Below are 21,818 nucleotides of genomic sequence, written 5' to 3'. Positions count from 1 at the left end.
ACAAAAGGCCGCGGCGCAGGGCAATAGCTCCCGCGTGCCGACGAACGGTCCGGCGCCGCTTTTATCTTTTCCGGGCGGAACCGATCTCGAACGCAATGCCTTTTCTTCGCCACATCGTCGCGCACCATCTGGAGCGCGATCAGCGCCGCGGCCGGTACAGGCGGCGCCATTCCGGGAGCCGCTCGGCATAGGCCTGCGCAAGTGCGCGATCGGGCTCAAACGTCTCGACGCGCCGTGGCGCGGTGCAGACGGTATCGATCGCCTCCCCGGTGACGGCGAGGCGGCCGAGCCGCGCCGCACCAAACGCCGCCCCGGTCTCGCCGTCGGCAAAGCGATGCACGGGGACGTTCAGGACATTGGCCAGCACCGACAGCCAGAACCGCGACCGCGAGCCACCGCCGATGACATCGGCCTCAGCGATCACCAATCCGGTCTCGGCAAGCACGTCCCGGCAATCCGCAAGCGCGAAGGCGACGCCTTCCAGCACGGCTTGCACGATGGCGTCACGATCGGTGGCGTGACTGAGCCCGTCGAGCATGCCGCGCACATCCGGGTCATCATGCGGGGTGCGTTCGCCGGAGAGGTACGGCAGGAAGCTGACGGACGACGGCGCCTTTGGGTGCAACCCGAGCGGCGCCAGCAGGTCGGCCTCGGAGGTCCCCAACAACCGCGCGATCCAGGCCAGGCACGATGCCGCCGAGAGGATCGCGCCGGCTTGAATCCATCTGTCGGGGACGGCGTGACAGAAGGTGTGCACGACCCGCTCCGGGTTGGCCGCGATCGTGTCGGTCGGCACCAGCAATGCGCCGGAGGTTCCGAGCGAAATGAAGGCCGCGCCGGGATTGATGGCGCCGATGCCGACGGCTCCCGCAGGATTGTCGCCGGCCCCGCCGGCGATCATCGGCCGCCCGGTCATGCCCCAGCGCTGCGCCATCTCGCTCCGCAGCCGTGCCGACGGCGCGCAGCCCTCGACCAGACGCGGCATCTGCCGGCGCGACAGAGCGGACGCGGCGAGCCCCTCATCCGACCAATCGCGGCTGATAACATCGAGCCACAGCGAACCCGAGGCGTCCGAGACATCCTCGATCGCTTCGCCCGTCAGCACCAGGCGCAGATAGGCCTTTGGTTGCAGCACGAGCCTGGTGGCGGCGAAAATCTCCGGTTCGTGTCTGGCGACCCATAGCAGTTTTGGCGCGGTGAATCCCGGCATCGCCTTGTTGCCTGTCGTCGTCAGCAAGGCGGGCCAGCGCCGCTCCAGCTCGACGCATTCCGCGACAGACCGTCCGTCATTCCAGAGAATGCAGGGCCGCAACGGCACGAGGCCGGCGTCGAGCAGCGTTGCGCCGTGCATCTGGCCCGACAGGCCGATACCCTCGACGCCGGCCAATTCGCGCGCGTGATCCACCTTCAGCGCATCCAGCGTCGCGAAAATGGCCTCGATCCACCGCGCCGGGTCCTGCTCGCTATGGCCGGGATGCGGCGAGCTGACCGTCAGCGACCGGCTGCGGCTCGCCACCACGCGCTGCGCGTCGTCGACCAGAACGATTTTGACGGCAGAGGTGCCGAGATCGATCCCGAGATACATGATGCCACTTGCCTTGCGCGTTTGCCTTGCGCGTCCAGGATCTTGCGTTGTCCAGGATCTTGCACTTCCAGGATCTTGCACTTCCAGGATCTTGCACTTCCATGACATTGCGGGCATGGCGTTCCCGATGTTGGCATGCACCCGCCAATCATGTAACCCCCACCCGAAACCTTCTCGGGACGCAATGCCCATGACCATCGCCGCCACCGACGACGCGGGAGCCACCCGCGCGCTGATCCTTGCATTGCTCGCGCTGGCCTGCGGGCACATGCTCTCGACCTTGCTGCGCACCATTCCGGCGGTCAGCCTCGACCTGATGGCAGCGGATTTCGGCATCGAACCACAGGCGCTGGCGAGCCTCACCTCGGTCTACCCGTTCGCGTTTGCGGCGGCGCAGATCCCGGTCGGCGCGGCGATGGACCGCTTTGGCGTCCGGCCGGTGTCGCTGAGCCTGCTCGCCGGAACCGTGGTCGGCGCCATCGCGTCGGGGTTCGCGACCGGACCCGAAAGCTTCGCGGTCGGGCAGGTGCTGCTGGGCATCGCCACCTCGGGCATGCTGATGTGCCCGATGACGCTGGCCGCCAAGCAATTGTCGGCAGCGCGGTTCGGGCTGTGGTCGGGCGCGATCCTCTCGATCGGCAATATCGGCATGCTGTTGTCGTCGAGCCCGCTCGCCTTCGTGGTCGACACCTACGGCTGGCGCGCCGGGTTCTGGATCTCGGCAATCGGCGGCGTCGTGGTCGCGTTTGCCGTGTTCATGCTGGTGCCGAGCCAGCCGGCCGAGCACAAGGATGAATCCTCGCCGCTGTCGCAGATGATCGAGGTGCTCAGGCTGGGACTTTCGCGGCCCTTGCGCGGCCTGATCGCGCTGGCGCTGGTGTCGCTTGCGACCTCGCTGGTGCTGCGCGGCCTGTGGGGCGGGCCGTGGCTGATGCAGGTCAAGGGATTGTCGCGGGTCGAGGCCGGCAACCAGCTCGGCGCGTTCACGCTGGCGATGATTGCTGGCCCGCTTCTCATCGGCATGATCGACCGCAGGATCGGCCGCCGCCGCGCGCTGGTGGCCGGAACGCACCTGGCCGGTGCCTTGCTGCTGACGCTGATGGCGTTAGGGGCGCCAAACTACGCAGTCTCCGTGCTGTGTGGTGTGCCCGTGATGCCGCCGCAATACGACCTCGTGCTGTTCGTGCTCATCGGGCTCGCCACCTCCGCGCAGCCGCTGCTGTTCGGCATGTCGCGTCAGCTGGTCGACGCCCAAGTTGCGGGCAAGGCGCTTGCGGCGATCAACCTCGCCTTCTTCCTCGGCGCGGCGCTGATGCAGTCGATCACCGGCGCGGTCGCGGCCTTCGCGGGGCTGCCGGCGGTGCTGCTGTTCATGGCTGCCATGCTCGGCATCGGCGCGCTGATCTTTTTGGTCTATACCTCGCCAAGACCGGCGATAGAGTAAGGCTCTGCATCAAGGGGACATCTCATGTCTGTCGACGCCAAAGCCGCCACCGACCGCCTCATGCGCTTCCTCGCCGTCGAAGGCGTCACCGGGCAGGAGGCGGCGATCGGGCGGGAGCTCACGGCCGCGCTGAAGGAGAGCGGCGTGCCGGCGAAGGCGATCCGGCTCGACGACGCCAATACGCGCATTCCGGTGCCGACCGAGACCGGCAACCTCATCGTCGACCTGCCCGGCCGGGGCGCGCTGCACAACCAGCCGCGCATCATGTTCATGACCCACATGGACACCGTGCCGCTGTGCGCCGGCGCCAAGCCGAAGCTCGCGAAGCGCAAGATCGTAAATGATGCCAAGACCGCGCTCGGCGGCGACAACCGCTGCGGCTGCGGCGTGCTGGTGACGCTGGCTGCCGAGCTCGAAAAGCAGAATCTCGATCATCCGCCGATCACGCTTCTGTTCTGCGTGCGCGAGGAGAGCGGGCTCTATGGCGCGCGCCACGTCAAGCTCGACGAGCTCGGCTCGCCGGTGATGGCGTTCAACTATGACGGCGGCTCGGCCTCCAACGTCGTCATCGGCGCCGTCGGAGCCGATCGCTGGACCGTGGAGATCTTCGGCCGCGCCTCGCATGCCGGCGTCGCGCCGGAGCGCGGCATCTCCTCGACCATGATCCTCGCGTTGGCGCTGGCTGATGTGAAGGCCGGCGGCTGGTTCGGCAGGGTGGTCAAACGCAAGCAGCAAGGCACCAGCAATGTCGGCCCCGTCACCGGCGGCGAGGGACGGCCAGCGGGCGATGCCACCAACGTCGTCACCGACTACGTGCATGTGCGCGGCGAAAGCCGCAGCCACGACGGAAAGTTCTTCAAGGAGATCACCAAGGCCTACAAGGCTGCGTTCGAGAAGGCGGCCAAGCGCGTCACCAACGCGCAAGGAAAAGCCGGCAAGGTCAAATTCAAGGCCGAAACCGACTATTATCCGTTCCGCATGAAGGAGAACCTGCCGGTGGTGAAACGCGCGATCGAGGCGGTGTCTGCGGTGGGCGGAACTCCGAACGTGCGCGCCGCCAATGGCGGCCTGGACGCCAACTGGATGGTCCGCCACGGCGTTCCGACGGTGACCTTTGGCGCCGGGCAGAACGAGGCGCACACGATCGACGAATGGATCAATCTCGACGAATACGACCGCGCCTGCGCGCTGGCGTTGCAGCTCGCAACGATGCGGTGAGCTGCCTTGCACGGCGCGCGCTTGCCGGGCCGTGCATGCCAGCCTAGCCTGCAAAGAAAACGCAGGGACAAATCATGCCGCGCATTTCGACCATCGAGACCGGGTTCTACCGGATCCCCCTTCCCGTCACGCTCTCCGACTCGACCCATGGCGAGATCGCGGCGTTCGAGCTGATCACCTGCCGCATCCGCGATGCCGATGGCGCCGAGGGCGTCGGCTACACCTACACAGTCGGGCGCAATGGCGGCGCGGTCGCCGACATTCTCAAGCGCGAGATCCCGCCGCTCGTCGAGGGGCGCGAGGCCGATGATACCGAAGCGATCTGGCATCAGGTCTGGTGGGGCCTGCATTATGGCGGGCGCGGCGGGCCGGCGGTGCTGGCACTCTCCGCGCTCGACATCGCGCTGTGGGACTTGAAGGCGCGGCGCGCGAAATTGCCGCTGTTCCGCCTGCTCGGCGGTTTTGATGCGCGTGTGCCCTGTTACGCAGGGGGCATCGACCTCGATCTCTCCGTCGAGGCGCTGCTGAAGCAGACCGACGGCAATCTCGCCAAGGGCTTTCGCGCCATCAAGATGAAGGTCGGCCGGCCTGATCTCAAAACCGACGTCGCGAAGGTCTCCGCGATGCGACAGCATCTCGGCGACGGCTTTCCGCTGATGGCGGACGCCAACATGAAATGGACGGTCGAGGAAGCGATCCGCGCCGCCCGTGCGTTTGTTCCCCATGACCTCACCTGGCTCGAGGAGCCGATCATCCCCGACGATGTCGCGGGACATGCGCGGATCATGCAGGCCGGCGGCGTGCCGATCGCGGCCGGCGAGAATTTGCGCTCGCTGTGGGAGTTCAAGAACTACATCGTCGCAGGCGCGGTGTCCTATCCCGAGCCTGACGTCACCAATTGCGGCGGCGTGAGTGCGTTTATGAAGATCGCGCGGCTGGCGGAAGCGTTCAACCTGCCCGTCACCAGCCACGGCGCGCACGACATCACCGTGCACCTGCTCGCGGCCTGCCCGAACCGATCGTATCTGGAGGCGCACGGCTTTGGGCTCGACAAATATATCGAGCATCCGCTGGTGCTTCAGGACGGGCTTGCGCTCGCGCCGGACCGTATGGGCCACGGCATCAGCTTCGACTGGAGCGGGCTGGCGAAGCTGGCGGCGTAGCGCGGATCCGCGGCCGCCGGTGCGCGCCCTCTCCCGCTTGCGGGAGAGGGTTGGGGAGAGGGTGTCTCCGCAGTGAGACCCCCAATGACGATCGAGCCCTCTCCCGGCCTCTCCCGCAAGCGGGAGAGGTGAAGTGGAGCGCGCGGCGCGGTCGCTCTCCCCCCAGCAACTGCCGAACACGTTGCTGCACGCGAGGCATTCGCTGACGCTTGATGCAAGCTGCGGTTATTCGGCTATGGTGTCGACGCCGACACACAATCCGAGAGACGCCTGCCTTGACACCCGAACTGCACCAGAAACTGACCGCGTGGCGCCAGCATTTGCATGCGCATCCCGAACTGTCCCTCCAGGAGAAGGGCACCGCCGCCTTTGTGCAGGACAAGCTCACCGAGCTCGGCATTCCCTTCGTGTCAGGCATCGGCGGCCACGGCATCGTCGCGACCTTGACGCGTGGCCACGCGCAGAGCCGCGTCGGCCTGCGCGCCGACATGGATGCGCTGCCGATCACCGAAGACACGGGCCTGCCCTACGGCTCGAAAAATCCCGGCGTGATGCATGCCTGCGGCCATGACGGGCATACCGCATCGCTGCTCGGCGCCGCCGCGCTGCTCGCCGCCGACACCAGCTGGAGCGGCACGGTCGACTTCATCTTCCAGCCGGCGGAAGAAGGTTTTGGCGGCTCGCGCGCGATGGTCGCGGCCGGGCTGTTCGACCGCTTTCCGATGGAACGGGTGTTCGGCTTTCACAACTGGCCGGGCCTTGCCGCCGGCACCATCGCGGTCCATGACGGCGTCGTCATGGCCTCCGGCGGACGCGTCAGCATCACGATCGACGGCCATGCCGGACATGCCGGCATGCCGCATCTGACGCGCGACCCGGTGATGGCGGCGGGCCATTTGATCGTGGCGCTGCAATCGATCGTATCGCGCAGCGTCGATCCGCTCGACACCGCCGTGCTCTCGCTGTGCACGATCGAAGGCGGCACGGTGCGCAATCAGATCGCGGGGCGCGTCATGATCGGCGGAACGCTGCGCTATCATCGCGACGCGGTGAAAGACACCATCGTGGCGCGGATCGAAGCGATCTGCGCCGGCATCGCGACGAGTTTTGGCGTCAAGGTGACGCCCGAGATCGTCATGGGTGTCGGCGTCGTGATCAACACGCCGACGGAGGCGGGCCTCGCGCGCCTCGCCGCGGAGAAGGTGCAGGCCGAGCTGCGGCGCGATCTCGCACCCAGCATGGCCGGCGAGGATTTCGCCTTCTACCTCCAGCATCGGCCCGGCGCCTTCGTCTGGATCGGCAACGGGGCTTTACGCGACGGCGCCGAGCTGCACGGCCCGCGCTATGATTTCAACGACGCGATCCTGCCGGTGGCATCGAGCTGGATGGCGGAAGTCGCCAAGTCGGCGCTGGCCTCGGACAAGTCGGCGCTGGCGTCAAACTAGGCCCGCTCAAGAGATCTCGCGCGGCAGCTTCCAGCCCGGCTTCGGCTCGAACGTCTCCTCGATGCGCGCGACGTGATAACCGGCAGGCAGAAGCCTGCCGCCCTCCTCGCCCGCGACGGGAACGTCGGTCACCAGCCCTTCGATCAATGCGGCTTCCCACACCTCCTTCTCGGAGGGGAATGGGTCGCCGATCTGCTTGCTACCTTCGAACAGTGCGTACATCGGTTCCGGTCCTGCGTTGGTCAAGCTCACGAGCAACGTATCGGCCGCACGGGCGTTCCCTTTCGGCCGGCGCGGCTCCGGCCAATCGAGCGTGCCGCGTCCGAGGTTGGCAAACGGATGGCAGGGAAATGGCGCGCGTTCTGATCGGAACTTCCGGCTGGCATTACGCCTCCTGGCGTGGGCCGTTCTTTCCGGAGGGCGTGACGTTGAAGGAGCAGCTACGCTATTACGCCGGACAGTTCGACACCACCGAGCTGAACGGGGTGTTCTACCGCACCCCGACGCCGGAAGCCGTCGAGGCTTGGCGGGCGCAGACCGGGCGCGATTTCGTGTTCGCCTGGAAGGCGTCGAAATTCATCACGCACTGGAAGCGCCTGTCGGGCCGCTCCGTTAACAGCCTCGAGCTGCTGGAGGATCGTATCTCGCGGCTCGGCGGCAAGGCCGGCCCGATCCTGTTCCAGCTCCCGCCGCAATTCGAGGTCAACGCGGACCGCCTCGCCGCCTTCTTCAAGCTGTTGTCGAGAAAGCGGCGGTACAGCTTCGAATTCCGTCATCCGAGCTGGTATCAGCCGCGCATTCTCAGGATGCTGGCCGACGAGAACATCTCGCTATGTTTGTCCGACCATCACGACGCGCCGGCACCATGGAAGCGCACGGCGGATTTCGTCTATGTGCGCGGACACGGGCCAAGCGGGCGCTATCACGGGCACTATACGAAAACCACGCTGGCGCAATGGGCGCGGCGCATCAAGTCCTGGAAGCGGCAGGGCTGCGACGTCTTTGTCTACTTCGACAACGACCAGAAGAGCGCGGCACCGGCCGATGCACAGACATTGAAGCAAATGCTGTAACGCACGGACAAGGCTCGGCGAAGCCGCGGTCATGCCGCCGATCGATCCGGCAACCCGCCCTGCAGCTCGTCGAGCAGGCGCTGCTCGCGCTGGATACTGCTACGGTAGAACTCGCGTTCGCTCTCGGTTTTGGCGCCGGCCAGCAGCAGCCGATAGTGCCGGATCACCTTCTCGCTGCCGCGGATGAGGAGGTCGCGGACGTCGCTCATCGTTCCGCTCCCTGCGCGGCGGAAGCCGGCGGCTGGTTCGGAAGGGTGAACGCAATGGGGAAGACATCGGCGGCAAGGGCCTCGAGCGCGGTCTGCTCCTCGGCGAGGCGTCGTTCGACAAACCGGCGTTCGATGTCCGACAGCTTGGTCTTCAGCAAGCGCCGGTAGCGGGAGAGATTGTTTCGGTGCGCACGGAGGCGGGCCAGATCTTGATCGAGCATCGTCGTCACTCCAGACGGTCGTTCACGGTCCTTATCGATTTAGCGGTGTCGGAAGAGCAATCTTCCTGGCGAAAAAATATTCAGGCTGCTTTCCTTGTCAAGGCGATTCCTCGCCGCTTGCCGGCGCTTTTGGAGGGATCGGCCGGCCGCCGGCGATGTGAGTCGAAAAAAAATTTTGCTCACCTCTTGCAACGTCCTTGCGCCGCTCTATTTCGTTTTTCGCCGCGAGAGCGGCGTGCCGGATGCCCGATCGGGTCCGGCGCGGGCGCCGGTCGGGGTGTTCGGACCTGGTCCGATTCCCTGTCTTGCGCTCCTTCGTATCCATCTTGCTCTTTGGAGGACTTGGTATGAGGACCACCTTTGACTTCGCGCCCCTGTGGCGCTCCACCATTGGCTTCGACCACCTGGCCGACCTCGTCGACAGCACGCTGCGCCAAGCGAGCGAGGACAACTACCCCCCCTACAATATTGAGCGGTCCGGCGAAGACCACTACCGCATCACGCTGGCGGTGGCGGGCTTCAGCGTCAACGACATCACGGTGACCGCCGAACAGAACGCCCTTACCATCGAGGGCAGGAAGCCCGACAGCGCTGCACGCGAATACCTCTACCAGGGTATCGCGGCACGCCCGTTCCGCCGCGTGTTCAATCTCGCCGACTACGTCCAGGTCAAGCAGGCTGCCTTTGAGGACGGCCTGTTGATCATCGACCTGGTGCGCGAGATTCCGGACGCGATGAAGCCACGCCGGATCCAGATCGCGGGCGCTTCGTCACCGCAGATCGAGCAGAGGAAGGCGGCTTAGCCTCGTCCCGCTCGTTCGGCACTGCCGCAACCAGCATGGCGGATGGCGACCGGGTCGCCGTCCGCCGATCAAGAACCATCCCTTCGGAAGGAGTGTAGAGGGAGACAACCATGACCAATGCCAATGCGACCACCGGCGGTCTCAACCCGCTGTTTCATCCCGCCGCACATTATGCATCTCCGAGCGCCGTCCTCGACGACCGCGGCCTCTCGACCCCGGAGAAGCGGATCATCCTGTCGTCGTGGGCGTCGGACATGTACGCGGTCGAATCCCATCCCGCGTTGCGCGAGATTCCCGGCCTGGACCAGACCATCCGGCTCGCGGACATCCTCGCCGCGCTGCGCAGGCTGGATGACGACGACGACCCGCCGCCCCCCGGCGGCGCCTCGATGCGGCTGCGGCGTCCCGCATCTGATGCGGAAGCCGACGGTGACGGCCGACCACCTGATGGTCGCGCTGCCATCGATCTCTGCGCGTAGCGCCTCCGGCGTCCGCCGACGTTTCCTCCAAACAACCCGTTGACCACACCGCAGCCAAGCTCCCGGCAATCGCACAGGGCCGATGAGCGATTGCCGGATGTGCTCGGCCAGCCTCCCTCGCTAGACGATGCCGCCTTGCCGGAGTGCCGCGATCGCGGCCTTGTCGTAGCCGAGCTCGGTCAGGATAAGATCGGTATGCTCGCCGAGCGTCGGCGCGCGCATTGCGATTTCACCGGGCGTTTCCGACAGGCGGACGGCGGCGCGTGTCACCGGTGCGGGCTTCGGCAGACCGGGATAATCGACGTCCTGCATAAAGCCGGCGGCGCGGATGTGCGGATGATCCAGCGCCTGTTGCGGGCTCAGCACTGGGCCGGTCGGAATCATCGCCTTGCCCAGGGTGTCGGCGGCCTCCCGCGTGGTGCGCTCGGCGCACCAGCGCGCCATCCGCTCGCTGATGACGGGGCCGTTGTTGCCGCGGCTGATGTCGTCGGCAAAGCGCGGATCGTTCAGCCACAACTCCTCCTCGCCCATCAGCCTGGCCCAGCGTTTGAACAGCGGATGCCCCGTGACCTGGCACAACACCCAGCCGTCGCTGGTGCGATAGATGTCGGCTGGCGCTGCGGTCTGGCCGAGATTGCCTGTCGGCACGCGATTGACGTTGATAACGGCCTGCTCGATCAGCGTGGCATTGGTGAAGGACAAAGCGGTTGCAAGCAGCGCGCCCTCGACGATCTGCCCGCGCCCGGATTTGCCACGCTCGATCAGCGCAGCGAGCGTCCCGAACGCGCAATGCAGCGCCGTTCCGAAATCGACCCAGTTGACCGCGGCCCGGTAAGGCGGATCACCGGCGCCCGTCATGTACACCGAACCCGACATGACTTGCCCGACACCGTCGAAGCCGACGCGGTCGGACCAGGGCCCCGGCCCGCCGAACGCGGTTGCCGTCGTCAGGATGATGTCCGGCTTGATCGCCTTGAGCGAGCCGTAGTCGAGCTTCATCGCGCGCAGGGTCTGCGGCGGCAGATTGGCGACGACCACGTCCGCGGTCGCCACCAGGCGGCGCATCACCTCCTGCCCTTCCGGCTTCATCGGATCGAGCGTGAGGCACTTCTTGTTGCGATTGACCTGAAGAAACAGCGCGCCTTCGCCACCCTCTCCCACCGGCGCCACGAAGCGATCCTCGCTGCCGTCGCGCTTCTCCACGCGAATGACCTCGGCGCCGAATTCGGCCAGCAAGGTCGCGCAATAAGGCCCTGCGATATAGCGCCCGAAATCGAGAACGCGTACGCCCGCCAAAACTCCCCGCATTCGTTCCTTCCCGGTGTTCTTGCCTCAGGTTTTGGTCAGATTACAGGGACTGGCCGCCACGGCAAGGTCGCAACGGACGTCATGCCCAGCCCTCAAGATGTCATCGGTTCGCCGTTTCGGCTGGCGGAAATTGTGCGCTCTAGATTCTCATTTTGACGCGTTTTCTTTGCGCGAACCGGTGTCCACTTCGCTTGAAAACGCTTTAGTATGACCCGTCCGTCCCCCAGCGAGAGCCCCATCCATGCCGCAACAATTCGATCGATCCGCAGAAGATCTCGGCAACGCGATCCATCTCGAGCACGTCAACATCCAGGTCCCGGATCAAGGGCTCGCCAACCTGTTCTACGTCACGGGTCTCGGGCTCACCCGCGATCCCTACCTGATGGTGTCCGACACCAACATGTGGATCAACGCCGGGCGGAGCCAATTCCACTTGCCGAGCGGGAGGCCGCAGGTGCTGCGCGGTCATGTCGGACTGGTGATCGCGGGCCGCGAGGCGCTGCTGGCGCGATTGGCGTCGGTCGCCCAAAAGCTCGAGGGCACGGCGTTCGCCTTCGCCGAGCGCAACGACCATGTCGAAGCGATTTGTCCGTGGGGCAACCGCCTGCGCTGTTACGAGCCCGACGCCGCGCGCTTCGGCCGCATCGCGCTCGGCATTCCCTATGTCGAGTTCGACGTGCCGGTGGGTTCGGCAGCGCGTATCTGCGCCTTCTACCCTGAAATCATGGGCATGCCTTCCGCCTTGTGGAACGGCGACGGCACGGTCGCCGCCGTGAAGACGGGCCGCGACCAGCATCTGTTGTTCCGCGAGACCGATCGGCCGCAAGGCGACTACGACGGCCACCATGTGCAGATGTACATCACCGACTTCTCCGGCCCTTACCGCAGGCTGTTGGCGCGCAATTTGATCTCGCGCGAGGACAATCAATATCAGTACCGGTTCTGCGACATCGTCGATCTCGACGGCGGCAAGCCCCTGTTCACGGTCGAGCACGAGGTGCGCAGCGCCACTCACCCGATGTTCATGCGGCCGATGGTCAATCGCAATCCGGCGCTGAACAATCGCAATTACGCATCCGGTCACGATCAATCGCTCTGGGCGATGGGGCCGGACCAATACGAGGGATAGGCGGGCGCTGGTTGGGGTGGAAGCGGCTGAAGGGTCCGTTCAGGGCCAGACCGGAAGTGGACCGACGGCGTAGCTAGAGTGCTAAGTCTGGTGGATTTGGCCGGCTTCAACTCGGCGCTCGCGCTACATCAGGCCATCCGCAGGTCGGTCGTGCGGCGGTCGGAACAATGTAGCCGAAGGCGTTTCCCCAAACATCGCGCGGTAACTCCCTGAGAAGCGCCCCAGCTCCCAGAACCCGTGCTCCATGGCAATTCTCGTCACGGTTGTGGTGGAACAATCGGCTTGCGAGAGCGCCCGGCGAACAAGGTGCATTCTCCTCAGTGCAAGATAACGGATAGGACCCATGCCGAGGTGTGTTTCGCAGGCGGCGCGAAGGCTGCGTTCCGCCGCTCCGATCGCTCCGCATATGTCTTCCAAATAAAGCGGCACGTTCGGGTTAGCTTCAAGATATTCATGGAATTTTGCGATTATCCGAGCCTGCCGCAGGCCGCAGTTAATGGATCGACTAGATGCGCTCTCCGTCAGACACCTGACCAGTAGATGGATGAACTGGTTCTCCAAGGAGCGCGCTGCCTCGTTCACGACAAGAATCTCAGGCGCGTTTGCTGCGATTTGGCCCACTACCTCATGCAGGTTCAACAGCCGCGACATCATAGCAGCATCCGGCCGAATAAGCTGCTTCTGCGCTGAGTTCGAAAAAAACTCGCAACCGGCTATGGCTTGGCAAGCGGCATCGAGTTGGACGATCGCGAGAGATATCGATCCCAGACGAAACTCGGCCTCGGTCTGCTGGTGTATCTCGTCGCCGTCATTGGCGATGATGTCTCCAGACAAAACGTCCATTCCGCAGTGTCGCATACTAGCTGGCGACGATGACGTCAGGAACGTAAATACGCTGCGTCCGGGCTTGATAACGCCGGTGTTGAGCGTGGGTAGATTATGGAAGAAGCGTTGCAGCAATAGCTCACCCAAGCGGACCTTGGTCAATTCTGCCTTGAACGAACAGCCTGACGTCGGTAGCACCTCAAGATCCGCAGTGGTGATCGCCGCCTGGTAGCAAAGTGGGTCTTCAAAGCTGAGCGTCGCACTCCGATCCATCTTCTCCTCCGCAGTTTTCGGCACACGTGTTGTGTGTTTCCATCGGACGGTTGGCGGTTGGGGCTCGGCGGCGGGCTCCGAATTAAGTGAATCCGGCCGGGGGCGACGAATAGATTTGCCAGCCCCTGTCGCTTAAGGTCCGAAGGTTCGAGGATGATCGATGGGCACCGAGCCAGAGCAGCCGATCAACATGACAGCGGACGAGTGCGACGAACTCGCCGACGCACTGACCGAAGCGGCTGTCGCTCTGCCGGCCGGACAAAAACGACTTGAGATAACACACTTGGCGCATTGCTATCGCAGGCTCGCAAGGATGAAGCGTTTGGTCGCGCGGAACGTGAATTGATGGGGCTGAGAGTGGGGTTCTGATCTTCGCCCCCGCTCCAGAACGGCTCTGCAGCCGCGCCGCAGCGAAGGTATCCAGCTGAGGAAGGTATTCGGCGAAACCGCCCCGCTAAATTGGACCAAGGTCCCACGTGGCCGTGCGGCGGAGGACGTGGGCGCGCATGAAAACCGATCTGTGGTCCGATGCGGCTTAGTCCCACCACCGCCCAAAGCCGAGTTCACCACTCGACAGCTCCCGAATGAATGCTCTATTCTCGTCCGGGTTTCGAATGGACGAGCTTCGTGAAAGCCTGCGATCGTGTTGGTTGGCCGGCTGCTAGGTACGCGCGTCTTTTGCGTGGTGCATTTCTGCTGATTCTTTTCACGCCTTGGGTTTTCATCGCTCAATCTCACGCTGAAGATGCGTCGCGACGGGTTTTAGTTCTCCACGCATACAATTATACGTTCCCGGCTACCGCACTGGTTTCGGATGCGGTTCGAAAGCGTTGGCTGGAACGATCTCCCGAGGGGCTTGAAATCGACGCCGAATATCTGGATTTGGCCCGACGTCCGGATGAGGCGCACGCCTCACGAATGGCCAATTTCCTTCGCGAGAAATACGCTGGCGTCCATTTCGACCTTCTGTTCGTAATCGGCGTCTCGGCGATACCTTTTATCCTCAAGTATCGTGACGTAATCGGCCCGGGTGTTCCCGTCGTATTTTCCGATGTCACCCGGTCGACCTACGAAGCGCTGCAGTTGCCGCCGGACATCACCGGCGTGATCAATAACTCCTACCCTGAAAAGACACTCGAGCTTGCAGAACGGCTTCAGCCCAAAGCACGCCGCCTGGTTGTGATTAGCGGGACCGATGTCGTCGATCTCCGCTGGCGTGAAATCGCACGCACTGCGATTGAAAGGCAGAATGCCGGGCTTGAGGTGGTCTACTGGTCTAACCTCACTCATGCGGAATTGCTGCGCGACGTTTCACGGCTGCCAAGTGACAGCATTGTCATGATGCTTACCTTTTTTGCAGATCGCGAAGGCAAACGCTTCATCCCAAGAGACGTGGCTGCGGCGGTGGCGAAAGCTTCCGCCGCCCCAGTCTATGGGATCTTCGATACTTATATCGGCGCCGGCATCGTTGGAGGATACACAGACACATTTGAGTCTCTGGGCATAACTGCCGCTGACATGGCCCTTGAGATACTTTCAGGTACCGAGGTCACGAAGGTTCCTCCCAAATCGAATCCGAAGCCCGCATTCCGGACTGATGCGCGGGCTATGACGCAGTGGGGCCTCAAAGAAAGTGACCTTCCGCTTGGCAGCGTTGTACTCTTCAAGCAGCCGACTCTCTGGAGTGAGCATCGCTACCTCGTACTGAGCACGACCTTGATTGTCGGACTGCAGGCATCCTTCGTCACCGCATTGCTGTTCCAGCGACGCCGGCGCTATCAAGCGGAGATGTCGCTCAAGGAAAGCGAGGAGCGAATGAGCTTCACCGCGGCTTCGGTAAATGTCGGTCTATGGCAGTTTGACCGAACAACGAACGGAATGTGGGCCACTGAGCATTGCCGAGCAATGTTCGGGCTCGCGGGTGACCGGCCGCTTACCCGCGATACGTTTTTGGAAATCATACACCCTGACGACCGCGATGTCGCACTCGCCGCGATCCGGCAAATCAGGAATGCCGGCGAACCTGCCGTAACGCAAGTTCGGATACTAATGGAAGGTCAGGTGCGCTGGATCAGCATCCGGACGCGTGTGCGCCCCGACGATCACGGAGCTCCGAACCGATTTAGCGGAATCTTCGTTGATGTCACCGAACAGAAGGCCGTCGAGTCCGAAGCGGAGTTGCAGCGACAGGAAGTTACGCATTTAATGAGGGTTTCCGTTCTGGGTGAGCTCTCCGGTGCGATCGCCCACGAGGTCAACCAGCCACTCACTGCGATCTTGTCGAACGCGCAGGCTGCGCTCTATCTGCTGGCTGACGATCCCCCCAACATCGCGGAGGTTCGAGACGCGCTGCAGGATATTGTGCAAGATGTTAACCGGGCTGGCGAAGTCATTCATCGTCTGCGCAGCCTGCTGAAAAAAGGCGAGACGGTGCTGGAGTCTGTCAGTATGAACGCACTGATCGATCAGACGGTCGCGTTGCTTCGGAGCGAAATGATCGACCGCCGCATTATGGTCAACATGGATCTTGCGGCAGCTTTGCCGCAGCTCTTCGGCGATGCCGTCCAATTGCAACAGGTTCTGCTAAACCTCCTCGTGAACGCGATGGACGCGATGGCTTCGACCGCGGGGACGCGGACGATCACGATCTCCAGCCGAGCAACGCAGGGATGCGTTGAGGTTTTTGTCAGAGATCGAGGACCAGGGATCGAGGTTGCCCAGGCAGACCGATTGTTCGAACCGTTCTTCACGACCAAGACCCATGGCCTTGGACTTGGACTGACGATCTGCTCCACCATCATTGAAGCGCATGGAGGCAAGATTGCCGTGGCTAACGACCGTACTGGTGGCGTCGTCGCGACTATATTGTTGCCGACGCAAGAAGTCCTTGCGGAGGCCCAATGAAAGATCCGACGTTCACAATTTTCGTTGTTGATGATGACACGAGGGTGCTGAATGCGTTGTCGCGGCTGTTACGGGCGCGAAACTTCGACGTCAAGGCATTCACGTCTGCGCCGATGTTTCTAGCCGAACACGATGGATCGGTGCCTGGTTGTGCCATACTCGATGTGTCGATGCCGGGGTTGAATGGGCTAGAGTTGCAGCAGACCTTGACTGCAGCAGGTTCGCAAAGGCCAATCATCTTCCTGACCGGAAAGGGCGACATCCCGACCAGCGTCCGCGCCATGCGTGCCGGTGCGATCGACTTCCTGACCAAGCCTGTCAAGGAAACAGAACTGTTGGCCGCGATTGCACGAGCCGGGAAAGAGGATGCGGCGACCCGCGTCGCTATTGCTGAGATCGGCGAGATCAAGGTACGGCTCGCGATGCTGACACCGCGGGAGCGCGAAGTTCTGACCCAGGTGGTCGCCGGCCGCCTCAACAAGCAGATCGCGGGGAACCTGGGTACTGCGGAGAAGACGATCAAGGTGCACCGCGGGCGGGTGATGATGAAACTCGGGGTGCGCTCGGTGGCGGACCTCGTAAGGTTGGCGGAAAAAGCGCGGATCTAGTGCCGAGTGGAATTCCAGGCAATGTTGGTCCAAGGGCCAACTCGACAGGCCACAACCCTGACGCCGATAGTGTCACCATGGGAGACAACTCGGGCTGCATCGCGATTGTGGATGACGACCCCTTCGTTCTGAGGGCTCTCGAGCGCTTGTTGAGGGCACGCGCGCTCGAGGTCAGGACATACACCTCGGCCCGGGGCTTTCTGGCCGGGCTGCCGCTCGGACTGCCAGTGTGCCTGATCGTCGATCTGCAGATGCCCGAAATGAGCGGCCTCGAGCTTCAGCACCAACTCACTCGCTCAGGGATCCGGATTCCCACCATCGTCATCACGGCTCACAACGAGACCAGCGCCCGCGAACGCTGCGAAGCGGCCGGCTGCGCGGCTTTCCTTACCAAGCCGCTGCAACCTGCATCGCTGCTGGTCGCCATCGAAACTGCGACGAACACCAAGAGGTAAGCTTCTGTCCGGAGCCGGTCGGCGACCATGGCAACAAAAGGTGTACGGTGCTACGTTCTCAAATGAGGCAAGGCGTGCGTTTTGCCGGATTAGCATAGGCAGCCGTTGGTTCCCCGACTAGCCTGAGGATGCCGTGCTCATCGTTCTTTGCCGCTGTTGTCGTCGCCCTATCGGCAATCTCTCATAGAGCTAAGCAAATCTGCTGGGGACAGGCGTCCGGTTCGCTCGCGATGAAAGGTCATGCCGATGGGTACGAATGCCGGTGTTGGGATGAGTCATCATCGAAATCCGAAGGTGGCCGGGCGCGAGGCCGCCGAGAGAGCATTGACGGCGGCCGGGATCGACCGGCCCGACTTCGTCTTTATGTTTGCTTCCGTCGGATATGAACAGCGCGCACTCCTGGACGCCGTTCGCGTAGCCACCGGTGGTGCTCCGCTCGCCGGCGGGTCTGGCGGGGGAGTCATCGCAGGTGTCGAAGCCGACGAGTCGAACTTCTCGGTGGCCGTGATGACCATCAGCTCCGATGAATTGAAATTCAAGAACGCAATCGCCTCCGGCCTCAAGGCGGATTCGGAAGCCGCGGGAAGGACCATCGCTCAGAGCCTGGCTTGCGAGATGCAGCCTGACACGCTTGGGTTGATCATGCTTGGCGACGGGCTGACCCTGAATTTTGACCGATTCGCCGCAGGCCTCAAGAGTGAATTGCAGCTTGATCGTCACCTGCCCCTGTTTGGGGGTACGTCGGCCGACAACATGGAATTCAAACAAACCTATCAATATTGCGACGATCAAATCACATCCGATGGTATCGCCTGCATTCTGCTGTCCGGATCAGCTCGGCTTGCCTGGGCGGTTAACCACGGCTGCCTTCCGATCGGCGGCGAACGCAAGGTGACCCGCTGCTCCGGCAACGTCATTTACGAGATCGACGGCATGCCGGTCCTCGATGTGCTCAAGGAATATCTGGTCGGTGACGAAATCGACAATTGGAGCAAGGCGGTCCTCAGTCTCTGCATGGCATTCAAGGCGCCCGAACAGATCAAGGGGTACGACGACTATTTGATCCGCTTCATGCCGACAAAGGATGACAAGGCGGGGTCAATCACAATTCCGACCGAGGTCGAAGAAGGTACGAGCATCTGGATGAGCCGGCGCGACCACGAGAAGATATCGGCCGGCGTCGACCGCATTGGCGAAGAAATCAAGTCAACATTAGGCAATAACGCACCGAAGATGGTGTTTCAGTTCGACTGCATAGGCCGCGGCAAAGCCGTTTTCCGCGACCAGCAAAAAAGCCAAATACTGGAAAAGCTTCAGCAAAAAATTGGGCCCACGGTTCCATGGATAGGCCTCTACACCTATGGAGAAATTGGGCCGATAGGAGGGCGCGACTATTTCCACAACTACACCGCCGTAGTATTAGCAGTTTACTGAGTTAGCCAATGTCAGCACCGCTATACTCCGCGTCCTGTGGAAAGATCGGTAGCATGAGCGAGATCGACCGCCTTCGCGTTGAAAACCAGCGCCTCTCGGACGAGGTCAAGCGCCTGGTGACGACTGAGAGTCAGCTCTACGAAGTCCAAGAGCATCTCGACGGCCAGATGAGCGCGTATCGTCAGCTCTACGAACTTGGTAAGAAATTCAATACAACCGTCGACCTCGCCACGATCCTGCAGCTTGCCTCAGAATTCGCTTTATACGAACTCAACTTCGAGCGCTGCCTCATTCTTTTTAAGCAGCCCGGCGCGAACGTGTTCTCCATCGAGACGATGGATGGATACTATGACGACGCCGAGAGTCCCAGCATTGCCAGGCTGGTTCTCCCCGCCGCCTCGCTGGCGCTCGCACCACTTGATGACGGTGTGGAGCGGGTACTGTGTTTGCCCGATTGCCGCCGCAGCGAGCTGACGTCGCTGCGGCGTCTCTTCGGTATGGACGAGTACATCGTCTCGCCTTTGGGCGGGGAACCGAACAACCCCATCCGCCTGCTAGTCGCGGGAAATACAGCGGCGCAGGCGCATTACCAGCGCCGGGTCGTCCAAGACGGCGAGGTCCTGCTCGAGCTGGCCAACTTAGTTAGCCAGACTTCTACCGCGATCAACAACGCGAGCTTCTACCAGGCGCTTGATCGGGAGCGGCAGTCTCTCGAAGAAAAAGTCCGTGAACGAACGCGGGAGCTGTCGCACTCGCTAGACGAACTGCGCGCCGCGCAGGATCGGCTAATCCAAACCGAAAAGCTCGCTTCGCTAGGCCAACTCACCGCCGGCATCGCCCACGAAATCAAGAACCCGCTCAATTTTATCAATAATTTTTCCGCACTCTCGCAGGGGTTGGTCGACGAACTGGGCGAGGTTCTCAAACCAGCGCCATTGAACGATATGATGCGCCAGGAAACGGATGAAATCGCAAGGCTTCTTAAAAGTAACCTCGAAAAGGTGGTGCGGCACGGCAAGCGCGCAGACTCGATCGTCAAGAATATGCTGATGCACTCGCGCGATGATTCAGGTGAGCGGCGCGCGGTTGATATCAATACCCTGGTTGAGGAGAGTCTCAACCTTGCCTATCACGGTGCCCGGGCCGAGGAGCAGGGGTTTTATATCAGGCTCGACCAGAAATTCGATCCCGGCGCAGGAGAGGCCGAGCTGGTACCCCAGGAGATCACCCGCGTGCTACTGAACCTGATCAACAACGGATTTTATGCTGCGAGGAAACGTAAGGCAGACGATGGCCGCGATGATTACGAGCCTCAGCTTACTGCAGCAACCAGAAATCTGGGGAACCGCGTCGAAATTCGAATTCGCGACAATGGCTCGGGAATTCCGTCCGAAGTGATGGAGAAAATGTTCAACCCATTCTTCACGACCAAGCCGCCCGGAGAAGGCACCGGTCTCGGGCTTTCGCTAAGCTACGATATCGTTGTCAAGCAACACGCCGGCTCGATTGAGGTCGACACTCAAGCCGGCCAGTTCACTGAATTTCGAGTGGTCCTTCCACGCTCCGCCCATGCCAGCAACGCTGAGACTCATTCGTGACTTGTCTTATACTCGTGGTCGATGATGAACCCGACGTCGAAGACCTGTTTCGCCAGCAATTCAGGCGCGACATCCGTTCCGGCCGCTTTACAATGGAATTCGCTACTTCGGGAGATAGCGCGCTTCAGAAAATCAGTGATGCCAATACCGTGCCTTTGATCCTGATTTTGTCGGACGTCAATATGCCCGGAATGAGCGGCCTTGAACTTCTACCCAAAGCGAAAGCGTCAAGGCCGGATGTCCCGGTGATCATGATCACTGCCTACGGTGATGGCGACACCCGACGAAGAGCCATGGCAGCGGGTGCAGAGACCTTGTTGACGAAACCAATTGATTTTTCTGCGCTCCGCAGCGAAATAGATTGTCGTTTGACCTCTGGGCGGTAGTTTGATTTCGCTCGGTCGCACTTGCTCCGCCAGTTGGTGGATCAATTGAGTCCGCCCCTCGGCTCGAAAGAGGCGCGAACTGAAGTGTCCCTGACGACGCATTCCAACATTCACATCGTTCTGCCGATTTTTCAAAGTCGTTGCGGTTTGGCGCATTAACTAACTCTGACGCGCGCCCTTTCAGCCTAGCTCTCGCCTGACCATCGCTGCTGCATCGCACATGGCCTTGAGCTTCCCGAACGCAGTTGCGCGCGGCATGTATTTCATGCCGCAATCGGGCGCAGGAACCAGGCGATCCGGCGATACGTACTTCAGGCCGTTGCGAATGCGATCGGCCACGGTATCGACGCTCTCGATCGCGGGATCGGCGAGGTCGAGCACGCCGAGCATGATCTTCTTCGACGAGAGGTCCTTGAGCACACCGAGGTCGAGCTTCGGCTGCGCGGCTTCGATCGAGATCTGGTCGGCGGTCGTGTCGTCAAGCTCGGCGAGGAAGGAATAGCCGGCCGGCTTGTTCGAGCCGGGCACGACTGCGGCGTAGCCGAAGCAGAGATGCACGACGGTCGGCACCGTGATGCCCTTCAGCGCACGGTTGATGGCCTTGACCGCGTAGCGCTTGGCGAGATCCGGATTGTTGCGCACCCAGGGCTCGTCGAGCTGGATCACATCAGCGCCTGCTCTTTGCAGATCGAGCGCCTCGGCATTGACGGCCTCGGCCAAGGCCATCGCGAGCTCTTCCTCGTCCTTGTAAAACTCGTTCTTGGCCTGCTGGCTCATCGTGAACGGACCCGGCAGGGTGATCTTCGCTGCACGATCGGTATTCCTGCGCAGAAACTGCATGTCGTGCAGCTCAACCGGTCCCTTGCGTTTCACCGGCCCGACGACGCGCGGCACCGGGGTCTGAGTGTTGCCAGTGCGTGCCGTGATCATCGCGGGATTATCCCCGTCGATACCGTCGAGCGCCGGGGCGAAGCGGTTGGAGTAGCTCTCGCGGCGGATTTCGCCATCGGTCACGATGTCGATGCCGGCGCGCTCCATGTCGCGGATCGCGACGATGGTCGCATCGTCCTGCGCCTCCTCAAGATGTTCCGCCGGTAGCCGCCACATGTCGTGCAGGCGAGTGCGCGGCACCACCTTCGACAGCATGGCGCGGTTCACCAGCCATTCCGGCTGCGGATAGCTGCCGACCACAGTGGTCGGCAAGATGTGCGTTGGCAAGGGCATGGGGTTCTCCTTCTTATGTTGCCGAGCGCGGCTG

At 62.4% G+C, this 21,818-nt stretch carries 21 protein-coding genes and 1 pseudogene; 15 read left to right on the top strand and 7 right to left on the bottom strand.

Translation table 11 applies throughout. From position 1 onward, the window contains the following. Positions 1-139: 139 nt before the first annotated feature. Positions 140-1,585 carry a xylulokinase gene (gene xylB / locus IVB27_RS41680; RefSeq protein ID WP_247448314.1) on the bottom strand — a complete coding sequence of 482 codons (1,446 nt, stop codon included), beginning with the start codon at positions 1,583-1,585 and terminating at the stop codon, positions 140-142. Positions 1,586-1,775: 190 nt separating this feature from the next. On the opposite strand from xylB, the gene IVB27_RS41675 reads away from it, so the two are divergent. The 4 genes from IVB27_RS41675 (at position 1,776) to IVB27_RS41660 (ending at position 6,855) form a co-directional block, all read left to right on the top strand. After that, complete coding sequence (locus tag IVB27_RS41675) at positions 1,776-3,029, top strand: MFS transporter (protein ID WP_247448313.1); 1,254 nt, start codon at positions 1,776-1,778, stop codon at positions 3,027-3,029. Between the two features lie 24 nt (positions 3,030-3,053). Then, a complete protein-coding gene (locus tag IVB27_RS41670; RefSeq protein ID WP_247448312.1) occupies positions 3,054-4,247 on the top strand; it encodes a M20/M25/M40 family metallo-hydrolase in 1,194 nt (397 codons plus the stop codon). 74 nt (positions 4,248-4,321) lie between these two features. Beyond that, positions 4,322-5,410 (top strand): mandelate racemase/muconate lactonizing enzyme family protein, encoded by a 1,089-nt coding sequence (locus IVB27_RS41665; protein ID WP_247448311.1) that lies wholly within the window; start codon positions 4,322-4,324, stop codon positions 5,408-5,410. A gap of 275 nt (positions 5,411-5,685) precedes the next feature. Continuing rightward, positions 5,686-6,855: an amidohydrolase gene (locus IVB27_RS41660; RefSeq protein ID WP_247448310.1), complete on the top strand. Its 1,170-nt coding sequence runs from the start codon at positions 5,686-5,688 to the stop codon at positions 6,853-6,855. Positions 6,856-6,861: 6 nt separating this feature from the next. On the opposite strand, the gene IVB27_RS41655 is transcribed toward IVB27_RS41660, so the two are convergent. After that, complete coding sequence (locus IVB27_RS41655) at positions 6,862-7,077, bottom strand: hypothetical protein (protein WP_247448309.1); 216 nt, start codon at positions 7,075-7,077, stop codon at positions 6,862-6,864. A 128-nt stretch (positions 7,078-7,205) separates the two neighbouring features. Between IVB27_RS41655 and IVB27_RS41650 the strand changes: the two genes are divergently transcribed. Next, on the top strand, positions 7,206-7,928 hold the full coding sequence (locus IVB27_RS41650; RefSeq protein WP_247448308.1) for a DUF72 domain-containing protein: 723 nt from the start codon (positions 7,206-7,208) through the stop codon (positions 7,926-7,928). A gap of 29 nt (positions 7,929-7,957) precedes the next feature. Here IVB27_RS41650 and IVB27_RS41645 read toward each other — a convergent pair whose 3' ends face one another. Together IVB27_RS41645 and IVB27_RS41640 are read right to left on the bottom strand one after the other, a co-directional pair. Continuing rightward, complete coding sequence (locus tag IVB27_RS41645; protein ID WP_247448307.1) at positions 7,958-8,137, bottom strand: hypothetical protein; 180 nt, start codon at positions 8,135-8,137, stop codon at positions 7,958-7,960. After that, positions 8,134-8,358, bottom strand: a complete 225-nt coding sequence (locus IVB27_RS41640) for a hypothetical protein (protein ID WP_247448306.1) — start codon at positions 8,356-8,358, stop codon at positions 8,134-8,136. The genes IVB27_RS41645 and IVB27_RS41640 overlap by 4 nt, the downstream gene beginning before the upstream one ends. 347 nt (positions 8,359-8,705) lie before the next feature. Between IVB27_RS41640 and IVB27_RS41635 the strand changes: the two genes are divergently transcribed. After that, entirely contained in the window at positions 8,706-9,161 is a 456-nt protein-coding gene (locus IVB27_RS41635; RefSeq protein WP_247448305.1) for an Hsp20 family protein, read from the top strand. Positions 9,162-9,271: 110 nt separating this feature from the next. After that, on the top strand, positions 9,272-9,640 hold the full coding sequence (locus tag IVB27_RS41630; protein WP_247448304.1) for a hypothetical protein: 369 nt from the start codon (positions 9,272-9,274) through the stop codon (positions 9,638-9,640). 120 nt (positions 9,641-9,760) lie between these two features. On the opposite strand, the gene IVB27_RS41625 is transcribed toward IVB27_RS41630, so the two are convergent. After that, positions 9,761-10,948, bottom strand: a complete 1,188-nt coding sequence (locus IVB27_RS41625) for a CaiB/BaiF CoA transferase family protein (RefSeq protein ID WP_247448303.1) — start codon at positions 10,946-10,948, stop codon at positions 9,761-9,763. 241 nt (positions 10,949-11,189) lie between these two features. Between IVB27_RS41625 and IVB27_RS41620 the strand changes: the two genes are divergently transcribed. Continuing rightward, positions 11,190-12,077, top strand: a complete 888-nt coding sequence (locus IVB27_RS41620; RefSeq protein ID WP_247448302.1) for a hypothetical protein — start codon at positions 11,190-11,192, stop codon at positions 12,075-12,077. Between the two features lie 123 nt (positions 12,078-12,200). On the opposite strand, the gene IVB27_RS41615 is transcribed toward IVB27_RS41620, so the two are convergent. Beyond that, positions 12,201-13,175: a helix-turn-helix transcriptional regulator gene (locus IVB27_RS41615; protein ID WP_247448301.1), complete on the bottom strand. Its 975-nt coding sequence runs from the start codon at positions 13,173-13,175 to the stop codon at positions 12,201-12,203. Between the two features lie 160 nt (positions 13,176-13,335). Here IVB27_RS41615 and IVB27_RS41610 point away from each other — a divergent pair, with 160 nt between their 5' ends. The 7 genes and pseudogenes from IVB27_RS41610 (at position 13,336) to IVB27_RS41580 (ending at position 20,560) form a co-directional block, all read left to right on the top strand. Continuing rightward, positions 13,336-13,521 carry a hypothetical protein gene (locus IVB27_RS41610; protein ID WP_247448300.1) on the top strand — a complete coding sequence of 62 codons (186 nt, stop codon included), beginning with the start codon at positions 13,336-13,338 and terminating at the stop codon, positions 13,519-13,521. 281 nt (positions 13,522-13,802) lie between these two features. Next, complete coding sequence (locus tag IVB27_RS41605) at positions 13,803-16,079, top strand: sensor histidine kinase (RefSeq protein ID WP_247448299.1); 2,277 nt, start codon at positions 13,803-13,805, stop codon at positions 16,077-16,079. Further along, positions 16,076-16,687 (top strand): response regulator transcription factor, encoded by a 612-nt coding sequence (locus IVB27_RS41600; protein ID WP_247448298.1) that lies wholly within the window; start codon positions 16,076-16,078, stop codon positions 16,685-16,687. Before IVB27_RS41605 ends, IVB27_RS41600 begins: the two co-directional genes overlap by 4 nt. Before the next feature lie 107 nt (positions 16,688-16,794). Next, positions 16,795-17,142 (top strand): response regulator, encoded by a 348-nt coding sequence (locus IVB27_RS41595; RefSeq protein ID WP_247448297.1) that lies wholly within the window; start codon positions 16,795-16,797, stop codon positions 17,140-17,142. A gap of 240 nt (positions 17,143-17,382) precedes the next feature. Further along, positions 17,383-18,576 carry an FIST signal transduction protein gene (locus IVB27_RS41590; RefSeq protein WP_247448296.1) on the top strand — a complete coding sequence of 398 codons (1,194 nt, stop codon included), beginning with the start codon at positions 17,383-17,385 and terminating at the stop codon, positions 18,574-18,576. A gap of 710 nt (positions 18,577-19,286) precedes the next feature. Continuing rightward, positions 19,287-20,174 (top strand): annotated as a pseudogene (locus tag IVB27_RS43500) (sensor histidine kinase); the annotation flags it as partial. Next, positions 20,171-20,560 (top strand): response regulator, encoded by a 390-nt coding sequence (locus tag IVB27_RS41580; protein ID WP_247348131.1) that lies wholly within the window; start codon positions 20,171-20,173, stop codon positions 20,558-20,560. The pseudogene IVB27_RS43500 and the gene IVB27_RS41580, both read left to right, overlap by 4 nt. Positions 20,561-20,740: 180 nt before the next feature. Here IVB27_RS41580 and IVB27_RS41575 read toward each other — a convergent pair whose 3' ends face one another. Then, on the bottom strand, positions 20,741-21,784 hold the full coding sequence (locus tag IVB27_RS41575) for a uroporphyrinogen decarboxylase family protein (protein ID WP_247448295.1): 1,044 nt from the start codon (positions 21,782-21,784) through the stop codon (positions 20,741-20,743). Between the last annotated feature and the right edge of the window lie 34 nt (positions 21,785-21,818).

The sequence above is a fragment of the Bradyrhizobium sp. 197 genome, from assembly GCF_023073375.1.
GTDB lineage: Bacteria > Pseudomonadota > Alphaproteobacteria > Rhizobiales > Xanthobacteraceae > Bradyrhizobium.
The sequence above is the reverse complement of the archived record's forward strand: the minus strand, read 5'-3'. Positions and strand labels throughout refer to the sequence as shown.

Coding starts and splice junctions, on each gene's coding strand:
- IVB27_RS41620 (WP_247448302.1), top strand. CDS start 11,190: ATGCCGCAACAATTCGATCGATCCGCAGAAGATCTCGGCAACGCGATC.
- xylB (WP_247448314.1), bottom strand. CDS start 1,585: ATGTATCTCGGGATCGATCTCGGCACCTCTGCCGTCAAAATCGTTCTG.
- IVB27_RS41575 (WP_247448295.1), bottom strand. CDS start 21,784: ATGCCCTTGCCAACGCACATCTTGCCGACCACTGTGGTCGGCAGCTAT.
- IVB27_RS41635 (WP_247448305.1), top strand. CDS start 8,706: ATGAGGACCACCTTTGACTTCGCGCCCCTGTGGCGCTCCACCATTGGC.
- IVB27_RS41655 (WP_247448309.1), bottom strand. CDS start 7,077: ATGTACGCACTGTTCGAAGGTAGCAAGCAGATCGGCGACCCATTCCCC.
- IVB27_RS41670 (WP_247448312.1), top strand. CDS start 3,054: ATGTCTGTCGACGCCAAAGCCGCCACCGACCGCCTCATGCGCTTCCTC.
- IVB27_RS41600 (WP_247448298.1), top strand. CDS start 16,076: ATGAAAGATCCGACGTTCACAATTTTCGTTGTTGATGATGACACGAGG.
- IVB27_RS41645 (WP_247448307.1), bottom strand. CDS start 8,137: ATGAGCGACGTCCGCGACCTCCTCATCCGCGGCAGCGAGAAGGTGATC.
- IVB27_RS41640 (WP_247448306.1), bottom strand. CDS start 8,358: ATGCTCGATCAAGATCTGGCCCGCCTCCGTGCGCACCGAAACAATCTC.
- IVB27_RS41675 (WP_247448313.1), top strand. CDS start 1,776: ATGACCATCGCCGCCACCGACGACGCGGGAGCCACCCGCGCGCTGATC.
- IVB27_RS41590 (WP_247448296.1), top strand. CDS start 17,383: ATGCCGATGGGTACGAATGCCGGTGTTGGGATGAGTCATCATCGAAAT.
- IVB27_RS41650 (WP_247448308.1), top strand. CDS start 7,206: ATGGCGCGCGTTCTGATCGGAACTTCCGGCTGGCATTACGCCTCCTGG.
- IVB27_RS41610 (WP_247448300.1), top strand. CDS start 13,336: ATGGGCACCGAGCCAGAGCAGCCGATCAACATGACAGCGGACGAGTGC.
- IVB27_RS41625 (WP_247448303.1), bottom strand. CDS start 10,948: ATGCGGGGAGTTTTGGCGGGCGTACGCGTTCTCGATTTCGGGCGCTAT.
- IVB27_RS41630 (WP_247448304.1), top strand. CDS start 9,272: ATGACCAATGCCAATGCGACCACCGGCGGTCTCAACCCGCTGTTTCAT.
- IVB27_RS41665 (WP_247448311.1), top strand. CDS start 4,322: ATGCCGCGCATTTCGACCATCGAGACCGGGTTCTACCGGATCCCCCTT.
- IVB27_RS41615 (WP_247448301.1), bottom strand. CDS start 13,175: ATGGATCGGAGTGCGACGCTCAGCTTTGAAGACCCACTTTGCTACCAG.